The organism is Rhodococcus cercidiphylli (assembly GCF_033042225.1).
Taxonomy (GTDB): domain Bacteria; phylum Actinomycetota; class Actinomycetes; order Mycobacteriales; family Mycobacteriaceae; genus Rhodococcoides.
The window spans coordinates 65,193-81,254 of record NZ_JAWLKE010000012.1 but is presented as its reverse complement, the minus strand read 5'-3'; the positions used below and the strand labels follow the sequence as shown (position 1 = coordinate 81,254).

Annotated in this window: 16 protein-coding genes; 10 read left to right on the top strand and 6 right to left on the bottom strand. The window is 65.3% G+C overall.

Features of this window, described 5'->3' with window-relative positions; all coding sequences use genetic code 11:
- From R3P95_RS24310 to R3P95_RS24300, 3 genes are read left to right on the top strand one after another with little or no spacing between them, the layout of a single operon-like run.
- A complete protein-coding gene (locus tag R3P95_RS24310; protein WP_317549737.1) occupies window positions 1-504 on the top strand; it encodes a DUF3237 domain-containing protein in 504 nt (167 codons plus the stop codon).
- Between the two features lies 1 nt (window position 505).
- Entirely contained in the window at window positions 506-1,438 is a 933-nt protein-coding gene (locus R3P95_RS24305) for a VOC family protein (RefSeq protein WP_317549736.1), read from the top strand.
- Between the two features lie 3 nt (window positions 1,439-1,441).
- The gene (locus tag R3P95_RS24300; RefSeq protein WP_317549735.1) at window positions 1,442-2,269 is read left to right on the top strand and encodes a fumarylacetoacetate hydrolase family protein; all 828 of its coding nucleotides are present in this window, start codon (window positions 1,442-1,444) and stop codon (window positions 2,267-2,269) included.
- A gap of 32 nt (window positions 2,270-2,301) precedes the next feature.
- Here the strand turns inward: R3P95_RS24300 and R3P95_RS24295 are convergent, their stop codons facing one another.
- From R3P95_RS24295 to R3P95_RS24285, 3 genes are all read right to left on the bottom strand, one after another.
- Window positions 2,302-3,528: an AGE family epimerase/isomerase gene (locus R3P95_RS24295; protein ID WP_317549734.1), complete on the bottom strand. Its 1,227-nt coding sequence runs from the start codon at window positions 3,526-3,528 to the stop codon at window positions 2,302-2,304.
- 40 nt (window positions 3,529-3,568) lie between these two features.
- Entirely contained in the window at window positions 3,569-4,126 is a 558-nt protein-coding gene (locus R3P95_RS24290; protein ID WP_317549733.1) for a dihydrofolate reductase family protein, read from the bottom strand.
- Window positions 4,127-4,195: 69 nt separating this feature from the next.
- Window positions 4,196-4,606, bottom strand: coding sequence for a RidA family protein (locus R3P95_RS24285; RefSeq protein ID WP_317549732.1), 411 nt, complete (start codon window positions 4,604-4,606; stop codon window positions 4,196-4,198).
- An 81-nt stretch (window positions 4,607-4,687) separates the two neighbouring features.
- Between R3P95_RS24285 and R3P95_RS24280 the strand changes: the two genes are divergently transcribed.
- The 3 genes from R3P95_RS24280 to R3P95_RS24270 all read left to right on the top strand — a co-directional run bounded on the left by R3P95_RS24280 (window position 4,688) and on the right by R3P95_RS24270 (window position 7,211).
- Window positions 4,688-5,056, top strand: a complete 369-nt coding sequence (locus R3P95_RS24280) for a winged helix-turn-helix transcriptional regulator (protein WP_317549731.1) — start codon at window positions 4,688-4,690, stop codon at window positions 5,054-5,056.
- A 61-nt stretch (window positions 5,057-5,117) separates the two neighbouring features.
- The gene (locus R3P95_RS24275; protein WP_317549730.1) at window positions 5,118-6,149 is read left to right on the top strand and encodes a DUF2087 domain-containing protein; all 1,032 of its coding nucleotides are present in this window, start codon (window positions 5,118-5,120) and stop codon (window positions 6,147-6,149) included.
- Window positions 6,150-6,260: 111 nt separating this feature from the next.
- Window positions 6,261-7,211 (top strand): manganese catalase family protein, encoded by a 951-nt coding sequence (locus R3P95_RS24270; protein WP_317549728.1) that lies wholly within the window; start codon window positions 6,261-6,263, stop codon window positions 7,209-7,211.
- 55 nt (window positions 7,212-7,266) lie between these two features.
- On the opposite strand, the gene R3P95_RS24265 is transcribed toward R3P95_RS24270, so the two are convergent.
- Together R3P95_RS24265 and R3P95_RS24260 are read right to left on the bottom strand one after the other, a co-directional pair.
- Complete coding sequence (locus R3P95_RS24265; RefSeq protein WP_317549727.1) at window positions 7,267-8,358, bottom strand: spore photoproduct lyase family protein; 1,092 nt, start codon at window positions 8,356-8,358, stop codon at window positions 7,267-7,269.
- 47 nt (window positions 8,359-8,405) lie between these two features.
- The gene (locus R3P95_RS24260; RefSeq protein ID WP_317549726.1) at window positions 8,406-10,931 is read right to left on the bottom strand and encodes a putative bifunctional diguanylate cyclase/phosphodiesterase; all 2,526 of its coding nucleotides are present in this window, start codon (window positions 10,929-10,931) and stop codon (window positions 8,406-8,408) included.
- Between the two features lie 301 nt (window positions 10,932-11,232).
- Here R3P95_RS24260 and R3P95_RS24255 point away from each other — a divergent pair, with 301 nt between their 5' ends.
- From R3P95_RS24255 to R3P95_RS24240, 4 genes are read left to right on the top strand one after another with little or no spacing between them, the layout of a single operon-like run.
- On the top strand, window positions 11,233-12,330 hold the full coding sequence (locus tag R3P95_RS24255) for a DNA alkylation repair protein (protein WP_317549725.1): 1,098 nt from the start codon (window positions 11,233-11,235) through the stop codon (window positions 12,328-12,330).
- Between the two features lie 22 nt (window positions 12,331-12,352).
- Complete coding sequence (locus R3P95_RS24250) at window positions 12,353-13,480, top strand: LolA family protein (protein ID WP_317549724.1); 1,128 nt, start codon at window positions 12,353-12,355, stop codon at window positions 13,478-13,480.
- Window positions 13,477-14,439 (top strand): ABC transporter ATP-binding protein, encoded by a 963-nt coding sequence (locus tag R3P95_RS24245; RefSeq protein ID WP_149406389.1) that lies wholly within the window; start codon window positions 13,477-13,479, stop codon window positions 14,437-14,439. Before R3P95_RS24250 ends, R3P95_RS24245 begins: the two co-directional genes overlap by 4 nt.
- Window positions 14,436-15,248 (top strand): ABC transporter permease, encoded by an 813-nt coding sequence (locus R3P95_RS24240; RefSeq protein ID WP_149406388.1) that lies wholly within the window; start codon window positions 14,436-14,438, stop codon window positions 15,246-15,248. Before R3P95_RS24245 ends, R3P95_RS24240 begins: the two co-directional genes overlap by 4 nt.
- Here R3P95_RS24240 and R3P95_RS24235 read toward each other — a convergent pair.
- Entirely contained in the window at window positions 15,238-16,047 is an 810-nt protein-coding gene (locus R3P95_RS24235; RefSeq protein WP_149406387.1) for an esterase/lipase family protein, read from the bottom strand. The two genes, R3P95_RS24240 and R3P95_RS24235, sit on opposite strands and share 11 nt — an antisense overlap.
- Window positions 16,048-16,062 lie beyond the last annotated feature (15 nt).

Sequence of the window (16,062 nt, the reverse complement as noted above, 5' to 3'; positions counted from 1 at the left end):
ATGTCCACGCCCACTCTGAATCACGTCTTCACCCTCGACGTCGAGCTGGCTCCCCCGGTGCTCATCGGGCCGACCCCGCACGGAATGCGTCGGGTCATCCCGATCACCGGCGGCCGATTCCACGGACCGGCCGGATCCGGAACGATCCTGCCCGGCGGTGCGGACTGGAACCTCGTGCGCGCCGACGGCGTCACCCATCTGTGGGCCCGCTACACGATCGTCACCGACGACAACGTGCCCATCATGGTCACCAACGAGGGCTGGGGCACGCAGGACGACGCCACCATGGAGCGCATCTTCGCCGGCGGCGGTGCCGACGTCGACCGCTGGTACTGCTCGACCAACCCTCGATTCGAAGTGGCCGACTCGCGGTGGAACTGGTTGAACCACAGCGTGTTCCTCGGCCGACTCTTGCCACCGAACAGCGGCGACCGGGTTCGGATCACCGTCCACACCGACGCCCCCGTTCCCACCCCATCGACGCCCCGAAAGGCGGATCACTGACATGACCACTCCCACCCGAAACAGACTGCAGGAAGGTGGTGCCGTGGGAACGCTGCGGCAGACCGCTGTCTCGCACATCGGTTTCACCGTTCCCGACGTCGCCGCCACCGCCGACTTCTACGGCCGCACCGTCGGTCTGACGGTGCAGGAAGAACTCGCGGGCGGCGGCCTGCGCCTCGGCTGGGGCCTCGGACACCACGTTCTCGACCTCACCGAAGGTCCGAAAGGACTATCTCACTACGGCTTCGAAGTCCGCGACTCCGACGGTATCGCCGGAATCACCGCGCGACTGAAGGACGCAGGCCACGATGTCGCGGAACTGGATCCGTCCGTCATCGACCATGCCGTCGGCCTACCGTCGGGCATCTCGGTGACCGACCCCGACGGCACGACGGTGCATTTCCACGGGCCGGTCGCGCGCCAGGGTGAGAACGCCGCCGATCCGGGACGACGCCCGATCAAGTTCCAGCACACCACTCTCGGCACCGACAACGTGGCGCAGATGGTCTCGTTCTTCGTCGACACCGTCGGGTTCCGCATCTCCGATCAGCTCGAGGACGGCAAGTTCGCGTGGCTACGCAGCGACCGCGATCACCACACCCTGGCCGTCGTCGAGAACGGCAACCCCGGCGATCTCGACCACTACTCCTACGACCTCGCCGAGTGGGAGGACTTCAAGTCCTGGTGCGATCGCCTCACCGAGATCGGCGTCGACGTCGTCTGGGGCCCGGGCCGTCACGGCCCCGGCAACAATCTGTTCGTCTTCTTCGACGATCCCGCGGGCAACCACATCGAGCTCTCGGCCGAGATGGAGAAGTTCCACGACGACCGAGCCACGTACGTGACGCGGCAGTGGCGTCCGGTACCCGCGTCGGTGAATCTGTGGGGCGGACAACTGGCGAGCTGGCGCAAGACGAGTGAGAGCGAGATCTGACCGATGGCCTACATCAGATACGAACACAACGGAATTCGTGGAGTCGGCGAGGCCGACGGCGATGCGCTGATTCCACTGCAGGGCATCGACGCGATCGGACGGACCAGTTCGCTCGAGGCACTTGCCGGCGCGGATCGGCTGACCCAGGAGCGCCTGTCGATCTCGGACGTGCGAGTGCTCCCGGCGGTCACCGACCCGGCCCGAGTGATCTGTGTGGGCCTGAACTACCGCGACCACATCGCCGAAACCGGACGCGAGTTTCCCACGTACCCGGTGATGTTTCCCAAGTATGCCTCCAGTCTGATCGGGGCCTACGACGACATCGCGGTACCGCCGGAGAGTGCAGAGGTGGACTACGAGGGCGAGATGGCGGTGATCATCGGACGCACCGGTCGGCGCATCACCGAGGAGAACGCGCTCGATCACGTTCTGGGTTACACCGTCGCCAACGACATCACGATGCGTGACTTCCAGTACAGGACGCACCAGTGGATACAGGGAAAGGCATGGGACGCAAGCACTCCCCTCGGCCCCCGCATAGTCTGCCCCGGCGAGGTGGACCTCGCGAGCTGCGGCATCCGCACCGTCGTCAACGGCGAGAAGGTCCAGGAGTCGGATCTGTCGCAGTTGCTGTTCACGGTGCCGAATCTGATCGCGACCATCTCCACGTTCACCACCCTCGAGCCGGGTGACGTCATCCTCACCGGCACCCCCGGTGGCGTCGGATATCGCCGTAAGCCGCAGCTGCTGCTGAAGCCGGGCGATCACGTGAGCGTGGAGATCGACGGTGTCGGTTCGGTCAGCAACAGACTGGTGGCGGAAGTGCTCTGACGTCTGCGCACCCCGGCTGTCTTCGACGGAAGTCAGCGCGAATTGTGCTGCAGCACAGCCACCATGCTCGAGCCCGGTTCGTATCGACTGATCCACGTCGCTTGGACGGCGTGATAGAGATCGGGCTTGCCGCTCCACACCGTCGCGGCCGGAAGGTTGCTGCCGTCGAGTTCGTGATGCCAGGAGCCGTCGACGCGGTCGAGGAAGTATTCGGCGGCGACGTCCCACCAGGTGCGGTAGTCCTGCTCGTAGCGGTCTTCTCGGGTGTGACGCGCGAGTGTCGCCGCCGCACCGATCGCCTCGCACAGCACCCAGTGCAGACGTTCGGTCACGACCGGCTCCCCCGACCAGTCCGTGGTGTAGACGAATCCGGGCGTTGGCCCGGGTTGCCAGCCGTCGACCGCTGCGCGGTGGTAGAGCGCTCGGGCGGCGGCGATACGGTCGTGCCCGCTCGCATCGAGGCTTGCCTGCACGAGAAGCCGGGCCCACTCGAATCCATGGCCGACTGTGGCTCCGTAGGGCTTGAACTGGTTGGCGGTGTCGTCGCTGTTGTACTCGAGCTGCGGGATCCACTCGGCGGTGAAATGCTCCGGAACACGCCAGTCGTTCGCTTCGGCCCAGCGACATACGTTGTCGCAGATGCGCAGTGCCCGCTCGCGCCAGATCCGCGGTGCGCCGGCATCTGCAGCGGCCAGCAGTGCCTCGACCATGTGCATGTTGGCGTTGATCCCGCGGTAGTCGTCGAGCACGGACCAGTCCGCAGTCCATGTGTCCGAACACATCCCGTGGTGATCGTCCCAGAAACGGCGTTCGACGGTATCGAGTGCCTCGTCGAGAAGCTCTCGGCCCTGGGGGTGCCCTACTGCGGTTGCAGCCGACGCGGCAAGTACCACGAAGGCATGCGTGTAGGCCGATTTCACGGCATCGGGCGAGGTCGCGTCGGCACTGGACTCGAACCAACCGCCGTTCGTGCTGTCTCGCAACGTGGTCAGCAATCCCTCGAACACCCGATCGGCTTTCCTCCGAGACCCCGGCCGTCCCAGCATCGAGGCGAGAAAGTGCACATGCGCCATCCGTGCGGTGATGTACGTTTGGGCCGGATGATCGAGGTCGGGGTTCCCTCGGTCGTCCAACCACGCGGCACCACCGGCCGGGTGGTCGAGTGTGGTTCCGAAATCGAGAAGCCTCGATGATTCGGTGTCGAGCCACAACTGATGCGAGGGCAATGTCAGCCAGCTGCGACTATCTCCGGTATCCATGTGTTCATTGTGCGCCCGACGAGAAAGCACCCGACGCCGGTCAGCGAGAGACGCTGTAGCGCAGGTACATCCACCCAGATACCGGGAAGAGCTTCTGTTCGGCGAGGACGAGGTCGAGGTGATGCCCCACCGGAAAGTACGGCTTCCCACCGCCCAGGATCGTCGGCAGAAGGATGACCTCGAACTGATCGATCAGGTCCACCAACGAGGCTGCCAGGGCCGCTCCTCCCACAGCCAGCGTTCCCTCGGTCTCCCTCTTGAGCCGCTCCACCTCGGCGATCGCGTCTGCGCTGCGCACCAGACGGCAGCCGTCGGCAACGGAGTCGAGAGTGTCGGAGAAGACGATCCGGGGAGTGGCCTTGTACAGCTCGGCGAACTCCGCCTCTACTTCGTCGCCGTCGAGGCGTTCCGGATCTGTCCAGAAGTCTTCCATGGCCTCGTACAGTCGGCGTCCGAACAGAAACGCAGCGGTCGCTTCGGTCTGCCGATTGGAGAATCGATGTGACTCCGCGTCGGGCACCGAGAAGTCGAGACTGCCCGCCGAGTCTTCGATGTAGCCGTCGAGGGAAACATGCATGTTGTAGGTCAGTATGGCCATGTCACTCCTGGGGTCGGGTGGATTCGAGAGTATGACTTCGACGGCCCCCGGAATTCACCGGTAAGCAGGTCAGTCCAGGATCGCAGTGGCCTCCACCTCGACGAGAACGTCGAGCTCGAACAGGTAGTCCACACCGATCAACGACGCGGGTGGCATCGGAGTAGGTAATCCGATCTCCTCGGCGACGCGGGTGACGCCGTCCATGAACTCACCGATCCGCTCCGGAGCCCAGTGCGTGACGTAGAACGTCAGCCGCAGGACGTCCTCGAATGTTGCTCGTGCACCGGCCAATCCGATCGCGGTGTTGCGCAGCGCCTGCGCCACCTGCCCGGCGAGGTCGTTCTCGGCGATCGCCGACCCGTCCTCGTTGCGCGCAATCTGACCGCTGACGTGGATATGTCGAGACCCCTGGCCCACTGCTACGTGGTGATACGGGGTGGGTTGCATCATGCCGGACGGGGTGAATCGAGTGACGCTCATGAAGTTCCTTTCGTGGTGACCGAATCGCGGTATAGCATTGATACTTGGTACACAAAGGACACTTCAAGGGAACCTGGTTTCATGACCGATACCGCCGATGGCGCCACAGAACTGACGATCAGTGCCCCTCACCGTGAGCTGTTGGATCAGGTGCTGGACAAATGGTCGCTTCAGGTGCTCAACGAACTGTGCGAGCGCCCCTGCCGATTCAACGATCTGCGCCGTGCAATTCCGGCGGTGACTCAGAAATCCCTCACCGCAACACTGAGAAAACTCGAACGCAACGGCATCATCGAACGCACGGTTCTCAGCACTCGCCCGGTAGCGGTGGAGTATCGAATGACGCAACTGGGCAAAACTCTTCGGGCACCCGTCGACGTGCTGTTGGCCTGGGCGGCCGCTCACATGTACGAAATCGACAGCGCACGAGAGCGATTCGACGCTCTCTGATCCGCTCACCGCAGCAGCGTGCTGCCCGAATGTTCCGAGATCTCGGAGAAGAGGTACACCCATGGCGAGCAATTCACAGCACTCCACCGCGCGCGCTGACGCGTTGCTGTCCGGCCTGGTTGCGATGCTGCAACCGAAGAAAGTGGTCAGCGTGGGTGCCGGCAGTGCCGGAATCGCATTGTCGAGGGCTCTCGAATCGGCGGCACCCGAAGTCTCGCCCCAACTCTGGAACTTTGCCACCGATCCGATCGAGTCGGTCACCGAGTCCTTGTTCGACTTGCCCCCTCGGGATCTGCACGACATCGGCCCATTCGACCTCGTCTGGATCGACGATGAATCCCTGGTGACGAACGCCCGGACCCTCCGTACTCTGTGGCCACACGTTGCGAAGGGAGGCGTTGTCGCCGTGCAGAACTCGTTCCCTCCGGCTGCGTCGAACCCTCTGTGGAATGCCATTCTGCGTTTCGGTGCCGACGACATCGAGACCCTGACGCTTCCGGAAATCGGCATTCTGAAGAAGCGATCGGAGCCCGTTCGCGAGGTCGATTTCACCGACGAGATGGTGTCCGCCACCGGGGTTCCGTTGCGGTTCGAGTCCATCGGCGTGCACGACGATGCGCCGCTGCTGGACCACGCAACCGGCGTGCTTCATGCTCTCGCGGATTCGGATCTTCGGGCGGTCTTCTTCGCGATCGGCAGTGGAGGCTCGACAGTGGCTGCGCTGCAATCCCATACGTCACTGTCGGTCCGTGCGACACACAAAGCGATCGCACGCCTGCTGACCCTGTCGGTGGTGACCCGGGTGGGCGATCGACTCGTTGTGGACGAGAACACGCTGAAGAGTTTTCGGAATCTCCCGCGCACGACGCCCCCACCGACCGACATGCCTCGGCACAGCCGGGACCGAGGCGAATTTTTGAGGGCGATCGCCCGCCAGTTGAGTGCGACGGGATGGTCCTCGGAGCGTCAGGTCAACGAATTGTGCAGCTTCTTCGACGACGACTACGCGACATTGCGACGCGAGCTCGTCGACACCGGATTCCTCGAGCGAAACAGCGCAGGTTCGATGTACCGGGCGCAGAGCATCGAATAGACCGCCTGGTCGACGTCCATACGGAGGGGGGCCCAGGATTCGGACGACGGCGTTGCGGGCAACCACTGGGTGAGGGCAGCAAACTTTGCTGGTCGCCATTCGGAGGTTTCCATGTACCTGCACGTTCAGTCACTCATTCACGACATTGCCACCGACGAGCCCGATCCGGCCGCCGCGAACGCCCTCCAGGAGGGCCTCGGTGGACAGTTCGGCGAGATGCGCACGATGATGCAGTATCTGTTCCAGGCCATGAACTTTCGCGGAGCTGCGGCCAAGCCGTACCGCGATCTGATCCAGGGAATCGGCACCGAGGAGATCAGTCACGTCGAGCTCATCGGCACCACCATCTCACGGTTGCTCGACGGCTCGCCGCAGTACCAGGGCAAGCTGGAAGACCCACTGGACACGCCCGGTGCGGGTGGGGCGACCCCATTGAATCTCGCTCTGTCACGGGGCAATATCCACCACTACCTCGTCGGAGCACAGGGCGCGCTTCCGGTGGACTCCGTCGGCAACCCGTGGAGCGGTAGCTACGTCTACAACTCCGGCAATCTGGTTCTCGACCTGATGTACAACCTGATGCTCGAGTCGACCGGCCGCCTCCAGAAATGCCGGATGTACGAGATGACCGCCAACAAGGCTGCGCGATCGACCATTTCGTACCTGATCGTGCGCGACCAGGCGCACGAGAACGGCTACGCGAAGGCCCTCGAAACCCTCGGCGTCGATTGGAAGAAGACGCTGCCGATTCCGAAGACCAATGCCGAGAAGTTCCCGGAGGTCAAGAAATTGGTCGAACTCGGCCTGCAGAGCAAGCAGTACAGCTTCGACCTCACCGGGGCGTCCGAGGCCGGACGCATCTACCAGGGCATGTCGCCGTCCAAGGACGGCACCGACCTCGATGCCAGTGAGCAGGCCCCCGCCGGAGCGCCGATGGAGATCTCACCCGAGCGACTCGAGGAGTTCGCGCCCGGACTGGACACCGACCTCATGGAGCTCATTCAGCAGACGGCCGAGATGGAGATGGCAGATATCGACGCCACGTTCGGAAAGATGAAGTAACTCCGATACTTTCGCAGCCCGACCTCTACCGCACGACGGTGGAGATCGGGCCGCGTCAGGTCCAGTACAGCAGCTGCGCTTCGGGTAGGACTGATTCGAGTTCTTCCACGAACCACGTCCGCATTTCCGACATGGTGTCCCTCGGGTAGACGTACTTCACGCCACCGAACTTGTTTCTCTTTGCTGTGCGGGCACTTTCGTCCATCTCGAGCTTCGTCCCCGGGTACCAGCTCAACAGCACGTCCTTGCTCGACGGTGTGAATCGGTGGGTGATGATCTCGGCGGTCAGGTCCAGATCGGGAACGTCACTCAACGCCTCGGCGACGTTCGAGAGAAGTCGGCCGTACTGCTCCTGCCACCCCGGAATGGGCATGATCGGAGCGATGGTGAGCCCCACTCGATATCCGGCCAGCGCAAGCTGCCGTAGCGCCTCGATTCGAGCAGGCATCCGCGCAGTTCCGCCCTCGAACCGATGCGCGATGTCATCGGCATTGACCGACAAACGAACTCGGGTACGGCGTCGGTGGTCCAACGTCACCAACTCGGTGACGTCGTCGAATTTGGTTGTGAAGCGCAACGACACGTCATCGCCGTAATCCCCCGCGCCCACTCGACGAACGGCCTCGGCGAGGGATCCGGTCACATGCTCGATACCCAACGGATCCGTATAGCAGGACAACTCGAAAGTGGTTCCTTCGTGCCCACGTTCCTCGGTGCCGGAGGTGATCGTGCCACGGCCTGCGTGGCTACCGATGCCGGACAGCACGTCGTCGATGTTGGCGAACACCCTGGTGATGGGCGGCCCGGACAACGACCCCGCCAGATAGCAGTACTGACAGTGGGCCGGGCATCCCTTCGCCAGATCGATACGCCAGTCGGCGCTCGGCGGAATCGGTTGTGGTTTCAGCACACTCGGTGGTGCGACCACCACGGCCATCGTCGTCTTGGCTCGCGCGTAGGTCTCTCGCTCGGTCTCGCCCCGTAGACCCGTCAGGCGGTCACCGGGCAGCACGTCGATCTCGGTCACACCGGCCGCCTCGCACCGTCGAACTATCTCCGCAGTGTGGGGAAGCTCCGATGCAGACCGCGTGATCAGGACGCGCGACGGCGTCCAGAGTCGAGTGGGTGCAGAGAGGGTGTCGTCCATTACCTGGAGTCAACGCCCCCACACGGTGGATCCTTCCCGTTTCGGGGTTACGAGACCCAGGTGTTCGACGGTACCTCGGCGGGCCTACCCAACAGATAGCCCTGTCCTTGAACGAAACTCGGCAAGGCGTCGAGCTGGTCGGGGGTTTCGATGCCTTCGACCACGCACCCCAGATGCAGATCTCGGGCGAGGTTGATGATCGCCCGAACGATGCTGCTGCTCGTCTCGTCGCTGGTCATCGTGGCGGTGAACGACCGGTCGATCTTCACTGCACTCACCGGCAGTGTGGCCAGGTACCGCAAACTCGCGAATCCGGTGCCGAAGTCGTCGATGGCGATGCCGACACCCAGCGCACGCAGTTCACCGAGCTGACGCAGCATCGAGGAGCCGGACTCGAGCAGCACCGACTCGGTGAGTTCGAGAATCAGGTCCGCCGGAACCATTCGGTGCCGTCCCAGAGCCGCGCTCACCACAGCAGCCATATCCACGTGTTGAGCCTGCCGGGCACTGAGATTGACGGCAATCGTGACGGGGACACCCGAATCCGAATCGAGCGGGTTCGCCGCGCGCCATCGAACCAGAGTGCCCAGTGCGTCCTCCAGCACACGCTCGCCGAGCTCGGAGATCAGACCGGTGTCCTCGGCCACCGGGATGAATCGGTCCGGCGTAATTCCTGCGCCGTCGTCGTCACGCAAGCGCGCGAGTGCCTCGAAGCTCGTGAGCGCTCTGCTGTTCAGGTCGTAGACCGGCTGATAGACGACGTTCAGCCTCGCAGCTCCGCGGTGTTCGGGATCGAGAGCACCCCGCAAGGTCCGCTCGATGTAAGCACGCTCGAGGGCGTTCGCGCGCAGCGCGTCGTCGAACAATTCGATCCGGTCCTTACCGAGTTGCTTGGCCCGGTACATCGCGGAATCCGCGTCCCGCAGTACTTCCTGCGCGCTGGCACCCTTGCGAACCAGAACCATGCCCACGCTGGCCGACACCACGTACTGGCTGCCCTGATATACGATCGGCGCGGCGAGAACCGCTCGGATGCGCTCTGCGACGCGCTCCGCCAACCCCGCACCGGCACGCTTGTCGGTTCCACGTTCGGCCGGCAACGCATCGACGACGAGGACGAACTCGTCACCGCCGACACGGGCGATCGAATCGTTGGCTCGCAGCACCGACCGCAACCGTCGCGCAACCTCGACGAGAACCGCATCACCGGCAGCGTGCCCGCCGGTGTCGTTCACTCGTTTGAATCCGTCGAGATCGCAGAACAGCACCGCAGCAGCGGCTCCCGTGCTCTCACCGCGTGCGATCGCCGAGCCGATACGGTCGAGCAACAGCATCCGATTGGGCAGCCCTGTCAGCGGATCCTGCAGGGCCGCTCGCTCGAGCGCGAGTTCTGCCTCGACGACGTCGGTCACTTCCCGCACCACCGAGAGGACCTCCGACACCTCACCCGACGGCCCACGTCGAAAGGGCGTGGTGCGTCGGGACAACCACCGCAGCGAGCCGTCGGCCGCGAGTACCCGATACCGGATACTGACGCTCTCGCCCTCCGGAAGCGACGCCGCGGTTCGGTCCGCCGCTCGGACGACCTCGACATCTTGTTCCACCACCCCGTCCAATCGATCCTCTCCGTCAGTGGAGTCGTCGGACCGACCGAGTCCGAGCCACGGCACCCGACCGTCCTCGACCGCTCCATCCGAAGGTGGTCCGGTCAGCAACGACCGCAGGCTGCGAGAAGCCCACGTCACCCGGCCGGTATCGACGGCGGTGACGGTCGTGATGTCCGGTGAAGCAGTCAACACCGCGTCACGAAAGGCCCGGGCCTGCTCGAGTTCGGCTCGCGCCGCCCGCTCGGCGGAGACGTCCTCGGAGAGCACCATGGCACCGACTATCCGGCCCGAATCATCGCGCAACGGCCTCGCTTCGACCTGAAAGATTGCTCCCGTTCGAGGACTGACGGAATCGAACGAAATCTCCTCACCCGCCACGGCCGCCAGGTAATGCGGCTCGAGCAACGCGAAGGCTTCCGGCGACACCGTGTCTCGGAGCAGCTGCCCCTCCATCCGTCGTGGGTCGTAGCCCTCGGCCACCAGACCGGCACCTTCGACGAGGACGAATCGTAGATCGCAGTCCACGACCAGAACGGACGTGTGCGGCAGGTTGGCTGCCAACTGCCGGTATCGAGCCTCGCTCGCATCGTCGAACATCGAAGGCGAGCGGAGCAACGGACCGTAGAAACGACGCATCCCCAGGTAGATCACACCGGCAAGTGCCGTCGATGCCGTCACCGCGACGTCGAGGGTGCCGCCCATCGACTCCCGCATCGCGTCGAGCATCCCCCCGCCTGAACCTGCAGCGAGATGCGAGGCGTGGCCGTCGAATCCTGTCCACAGGTGCACCGCGTGCACCAGGTGATGCGCGGCGCAGGTCAGGAAGATCGCTGCTGTGGCCACCGCCAACCTGTTGTTGCGCAGCTGTCCGGTCCGCATCAGCCCACGGACGATGAACAGCACGATCCCCAGATACGCGGCAGCGGTGATCCCGTTGAGGACCACCACCCACACCCAGCCGCTCACAGTGCGTGCTCACCGAATCGAGTCCGACAACAGGCGCGCTGGATCCACTCGACACAGACGACGGGCATGACGCGACCCCCAGGGTTGTAGCCCACCGCGCAGAAAGACCGGTCCGGCCGGAGAAACCGAGTCGACCAGCCTCAGCACTTTGATATTCGACGAAGGTTATCCCACTCCGATTCCCACAGCCGCCATTGGCGCAGCCCGAGAAATAGGTGTCGGCCTGGTGATTTCACCCTCCCGCGCAGCCCTCGACACCCCGTCGAACCCGTGGAGCAGAGTCGTCGGGTAAGAAGCTCTCATGCCCTTCGCCGACGAACTCCTCGGCCCGGATGCGGCCGGCACGCTGTTTCGGACCATGCGCACCGCTGCTCCGAAGGCTGACCTGTCGGTACTCGAAGGATCGATCGATCGTCTGGGTCCACTCGCGCTTCGAGCCCGCGCAGATCTGTTGCGTGACGGCCTGCTCTCGGCACTGCCCGGCACCTACACGGAGTTCGCCCGCATCATCCGACGTGCCGCCACCGATCCCGACTTCCGGGGCTGGGCGATCTGGCCGGTCACGAGCGCTGTCGCATCGAAGGCCGTCGAGGAGAACACCTCGAACGCATTCGACGACGGAATGGCCTTGCTTGCCGAACTCACCGGCCGACTCAGCTCGGAATTCGCCATCCGCTCGTTTCTTCGAGCCGACCTGGATCGGTCGCTCGCAATCGCGTCGGACTGGACGACATCCTCGGACGAGCATGTGCGGCGTCTGGCGTCGGAGGGCACCCGCCCGTATCTTCCGTGGTCGGTGCGCGTCCCCGAAATACTCGAGCGCCCGGGCGTCACGGTGCCGATCCTGGACCGGCTCTACCGAGACGACAGTGATTACGTTCGACGGTCTGTCGCGAACCATCTCAACGATGTCAGCCGAGACGTCCCGGACTTGGTCGTCAGGACCACCACTCGGTGGCTCGACAGCCCGGACGCACACACCGAAAAGCTTGTGCGACATGCCCTCCGGACGGTGATCAAGAAGGGAAACCGGGACGCACTCGAGCTGCTCGGGTTCGCTCCGGCCGACCTCGAGGTGGACGGCCCCACCCTCGACGTCACGGAGCTGCCCATGGGCGGAGAAGTGGAGTTCACGGCCTCGATCCGCAACGTCGGCACCGAACCGGCCAAGGTTGCGATCGACTACATCGTGCATCACACCAAAGCCAACGGTGGGGTGACGGGGAAGACGTTCAAGCTGACGACGAGAACGATCACGCCCGGCGACAGCATCGATGTGCGACGGCAACATTCGTTCAAGCCGCTGACCACACGGAAGTACTACCCCGGCCCACACTCCATCGAGCTCCAGATCAACGGTGTGAGTTACGGTCACGCGGAGTTCACGCTCAGGGGCTAGCGGCGAGCGTCGTGCAGCTCACATGCAGCACCTCGGGTACGTCCGTACGGTCGAAGAGGTGCGCAAGAAGTGGCGGTGGCTGGCAGTGGTGCTCGGCATCGCCGTGCTCGTCGCAACCCCCTCGGTGATCGCGCGCTTACCCGTCGACCCGTCCGACATCGGCGCAGCCGAACTGCTCGAACAGGTCAAGTCCTCCACCGAGACGCCGTACTCGGGCTACGCCCAGGCGGTCGGCGGTGTCATCATTCCGGTGACCGAGGGGCTCGGCGGCCTGCCGGATCTGCTCGGCGACACCACCACTCTGCGTGCCTGGTATCGCGCCCCGGACAGCTGGCGCGTCGACACCGTGCGTCTGGCCGGTGAGCGCGGTCTCTACCGGAGCCCGACGCGGCTGTGGAGATGGGACTACGAGCAGAACACGGCCGTGGTCACCCCGGTCCCCGAACCGAGCCTGCGCCTGCCACGCGAGGCCGACCTGCTACCCCCGGAGCTGGGGCAGCGGTTGCTGAGCGAGGCGACCGCGGATGAGGTCACCCGGCTTCCGGCACGCCGGATCGCCGGCCGGGACGCCCCTGGCCTGAGGCTCGTCCCCAGCCAGCCGCAGAGCACCGTCACCGGAGTCGACGTCTGGGTCGACCCCGGCAGCGGGCTCCCGCTGCAGGTCGACGTGCTGGGAGCCGGGGCCACCCGTCCGGTCGTCAGCACCGCGTTCCTCGACTTCTCCTCCGAGACCCCCGATGCCGACACCGTCCGTTTCGTTCCCCCGCCCGGTACCGACGTGCAGCAGCAGGACGGTGGCGACATCGCCTCGTTCGCCGACCGGCTCGACACCGCAGGCTTGCCGTCGACCCTGTCCGGCCTCGATCTGCGCCCCCGCGAGGGCCAGGGGTCGGTGGGAATCTACGGCCGCGGTGTGACCGAACTGTTCGCCGTTCCCCTGCCGCGACGCGCCGCGGGCGGACTCGTCGAACAGTTGCAGTCCGCCCCCGGGGCAATCGTCACCGACGACAGCGTCGCGGTGTCGCTCGGTCCACTCAACGTCCTCGTCACCGGATCCACCGACGACCGGCGTCGCTATCTGCTGTCCGGCACCGTCACCGCGGAGACCCTGACGACCGCCGCCCAACAGCTCGGAGGAGCAGCCACATGATCCGCACGACCGGCCTGACCAAGAGCTACGGATCGGTGCGGGCAGTCGACGGTGTCGACCTCGACGTGCGCGCCGGCGACATCTACGGCTTCGTGGGCGCGAACGGCTCCGGCAAGACGACGACCGTGCGCATGCTGCTCGGCCTGGTACTGGCGACCTCCGGGCAGATACAGGTGCTCGGCGAAGAGATGCCCCGGCGACGCAGAAGCGTGCTGCCACGGGTGGGGGCGCTGATCGAGAACCCCGCCGCCTACCCCAACCTGTCCGGACGCAGAAACCTCACGCTGCTCGACGCGGCCGGTGCGGGTGGGTCCCGGCGGACCAGGAAAACCAGGGTCGGTGAAGCTCTCGAGCAGGTGGGCCTCGCCGGGGTGGGACGCAGACCGGTCAAGCAGTACTCGCTCGGCATGCGGCAGCGTCTCGGGCTGGCGGCGGCGCTGATGCGTACCCCCGAACTGCTGATCCTCGACGAGCCGACCAACGGACTCGACCCACAGGGAATCCTCGAGATTCGAGAGTTGCTGCTGGGCTTGCACTCTCAGGGCACCACGGTGTTTCTCTCCAGCCATCTGCTGGCCGAGGTGGAGCAACTGTGCGACCGAGTGGGAGTTCTCGACCGAGGTCGACTCGTCCTGCAGGACCAGCTGTCCTCGATGCAGCGGTCCACCGGCCGGGTGTCGGTGCGCACCGCCGATCCCGCCCACGCCGTCTCCCTGCTCTCCGGCGTCGAGGGGGCCACGGTGCTCGAACGTGTGGGTCAGCAACTGATCGTCGAGCACCGGGACCCAGCCGAGCTGAACCGGCTCCTCGTGGAGGGCGGAGTCCGGGTGAGCGAGCTGAGCGAGCAACGGATGAGCCTCGAACAGTCCGTGCTGGCGGTCACCGGGGCCAGTTCCGACAGAGTCGACGCCCCCGGCGCACTTCGAGACAACGCCACCCGGACCGAGGTGACCGCATGATCGGCGTCGAACTGCGCGCAATGCTGAGCCGACCCCGCACCTGGGTCGTCATCCTTCTGCTCAATCTGCTGCCGACCATCGTCGCGGGCCTCCTCGCCCTGACCGACGTCGGTCCGCGTCCCGGCGAAGGCCCCGCCTTCCTCTCTGCGGTGACCACCAACGGCCAGCTGTTTCCGCTCGCCGCGCTCGCCATCGTGCTCCCGCTGTTCCTGCCCGTCGCCGTGTCGGTGATCGCAGGCGATGCCGTCGCCGGGGAGGCCCAGGCCGGCACGCTGCGCTACCTGCTCGCCCGCCCGGTGGGACGAACCAAACTACTGGTGGCGAAGCTGATCTCGGTTGCCGCCTTCGTGCTGCTGGCCGTCGTCGTCGTGGCCGTCATCGCATACTTCGTCGGCACGACGCTGTTCGACGTCACGGCCCTGGGGGGCGTCTCCAGCGTGTCCGGCACAGTGCTGACCGACGAACAGGTCGCCACACGCACCGTCATCGCCGTGCTCTACGTGACCATGTCCATGCTCGGAGTCGCCGCCATGGGCCTGTTCCTGTCGACTCTGACCGACTCCCCGCTCGCCGCGACGTTGGGCGCGTTGGCGTTCCTCATCGCGAGCTCGCTGCTGCTGACGCTGGACGCCGCCGACGCCATCGCGCCGTACCTGCCGACGCGATACTGGTTGGCTTTCGTCGACCTGTTCCGCGACCCGGTGCCGACGCGGGACCTGATGCGCGGCGTCGGTGTGCAGGGCGTCTACGTCGTCGTTCTTCTCGGCGCGGCGTGGGCGAACTTCACCACCAAGGACATCACGAGCTGAGACGGCTGCAATCAGCTGCGCCGAGCTGGGTGGTGGAGTCGCCGTCCAACTGGGCAGAGACCATCGCGCCGACCAGAGGATCGCGGGGCAGGTTCCCGTGATCGACGGTCGAGTCCGCACACACGCTCTGGACAGGGATGTTGACGGCCCCGTCGAGTTCGGCCGACGTCGGCGGGGTCACCACCTGATCCAACTCGGTCCAGATCGACACCCACTGCGGACCCTCCGGGGTCTCGTCCCCGGAGTTCAGGGCGGCGAACACGGAACTGTCCGGGGCGAGCTGCTGACAGGCGGTCGCGCACTGGTCGGGCACGAACTGGGCCGCCAGAGCCGCCACCTGAGTGCCGTGGTGCGGGGAGCCGAGAGTGACGATGCGTCGGGCCTGCTCGGCACCGCCCAGGTCGGTGGCCCAGAGCCGGGCCACCACCCCACCGGCGGAATACCCGACGACGTCGACCGAGCTCGCTCCCGTCCGAGTCAGAGCCGCGTCGACGGCGTCGCGCAGGGTCTGCGCCTGCACGGTCAGATCGCCGACGCCACCGTCGGGCAGAGCTACGACGGTGGCGTCGCGGCCGTCCTCACGTAGTTCGGCCGCGAGCACCTCCAGCGAGTCGGTGGATCCGCCGAACCCGGGGATCAGCAGCACCGGGCCGGGAACGGACTGGTCGACGCTCGCGACGGGGTCGTTCGCGGGGCGCGATGCGACGAAGGCCGCCACAGCCGCGACGACCGCGACCAATACGAGGGCCAATAAGACGAACACGAGACGGCGGCGAGCCGGGGCGAGGGAGGCGAACACTCTGTCCAGTGTGCC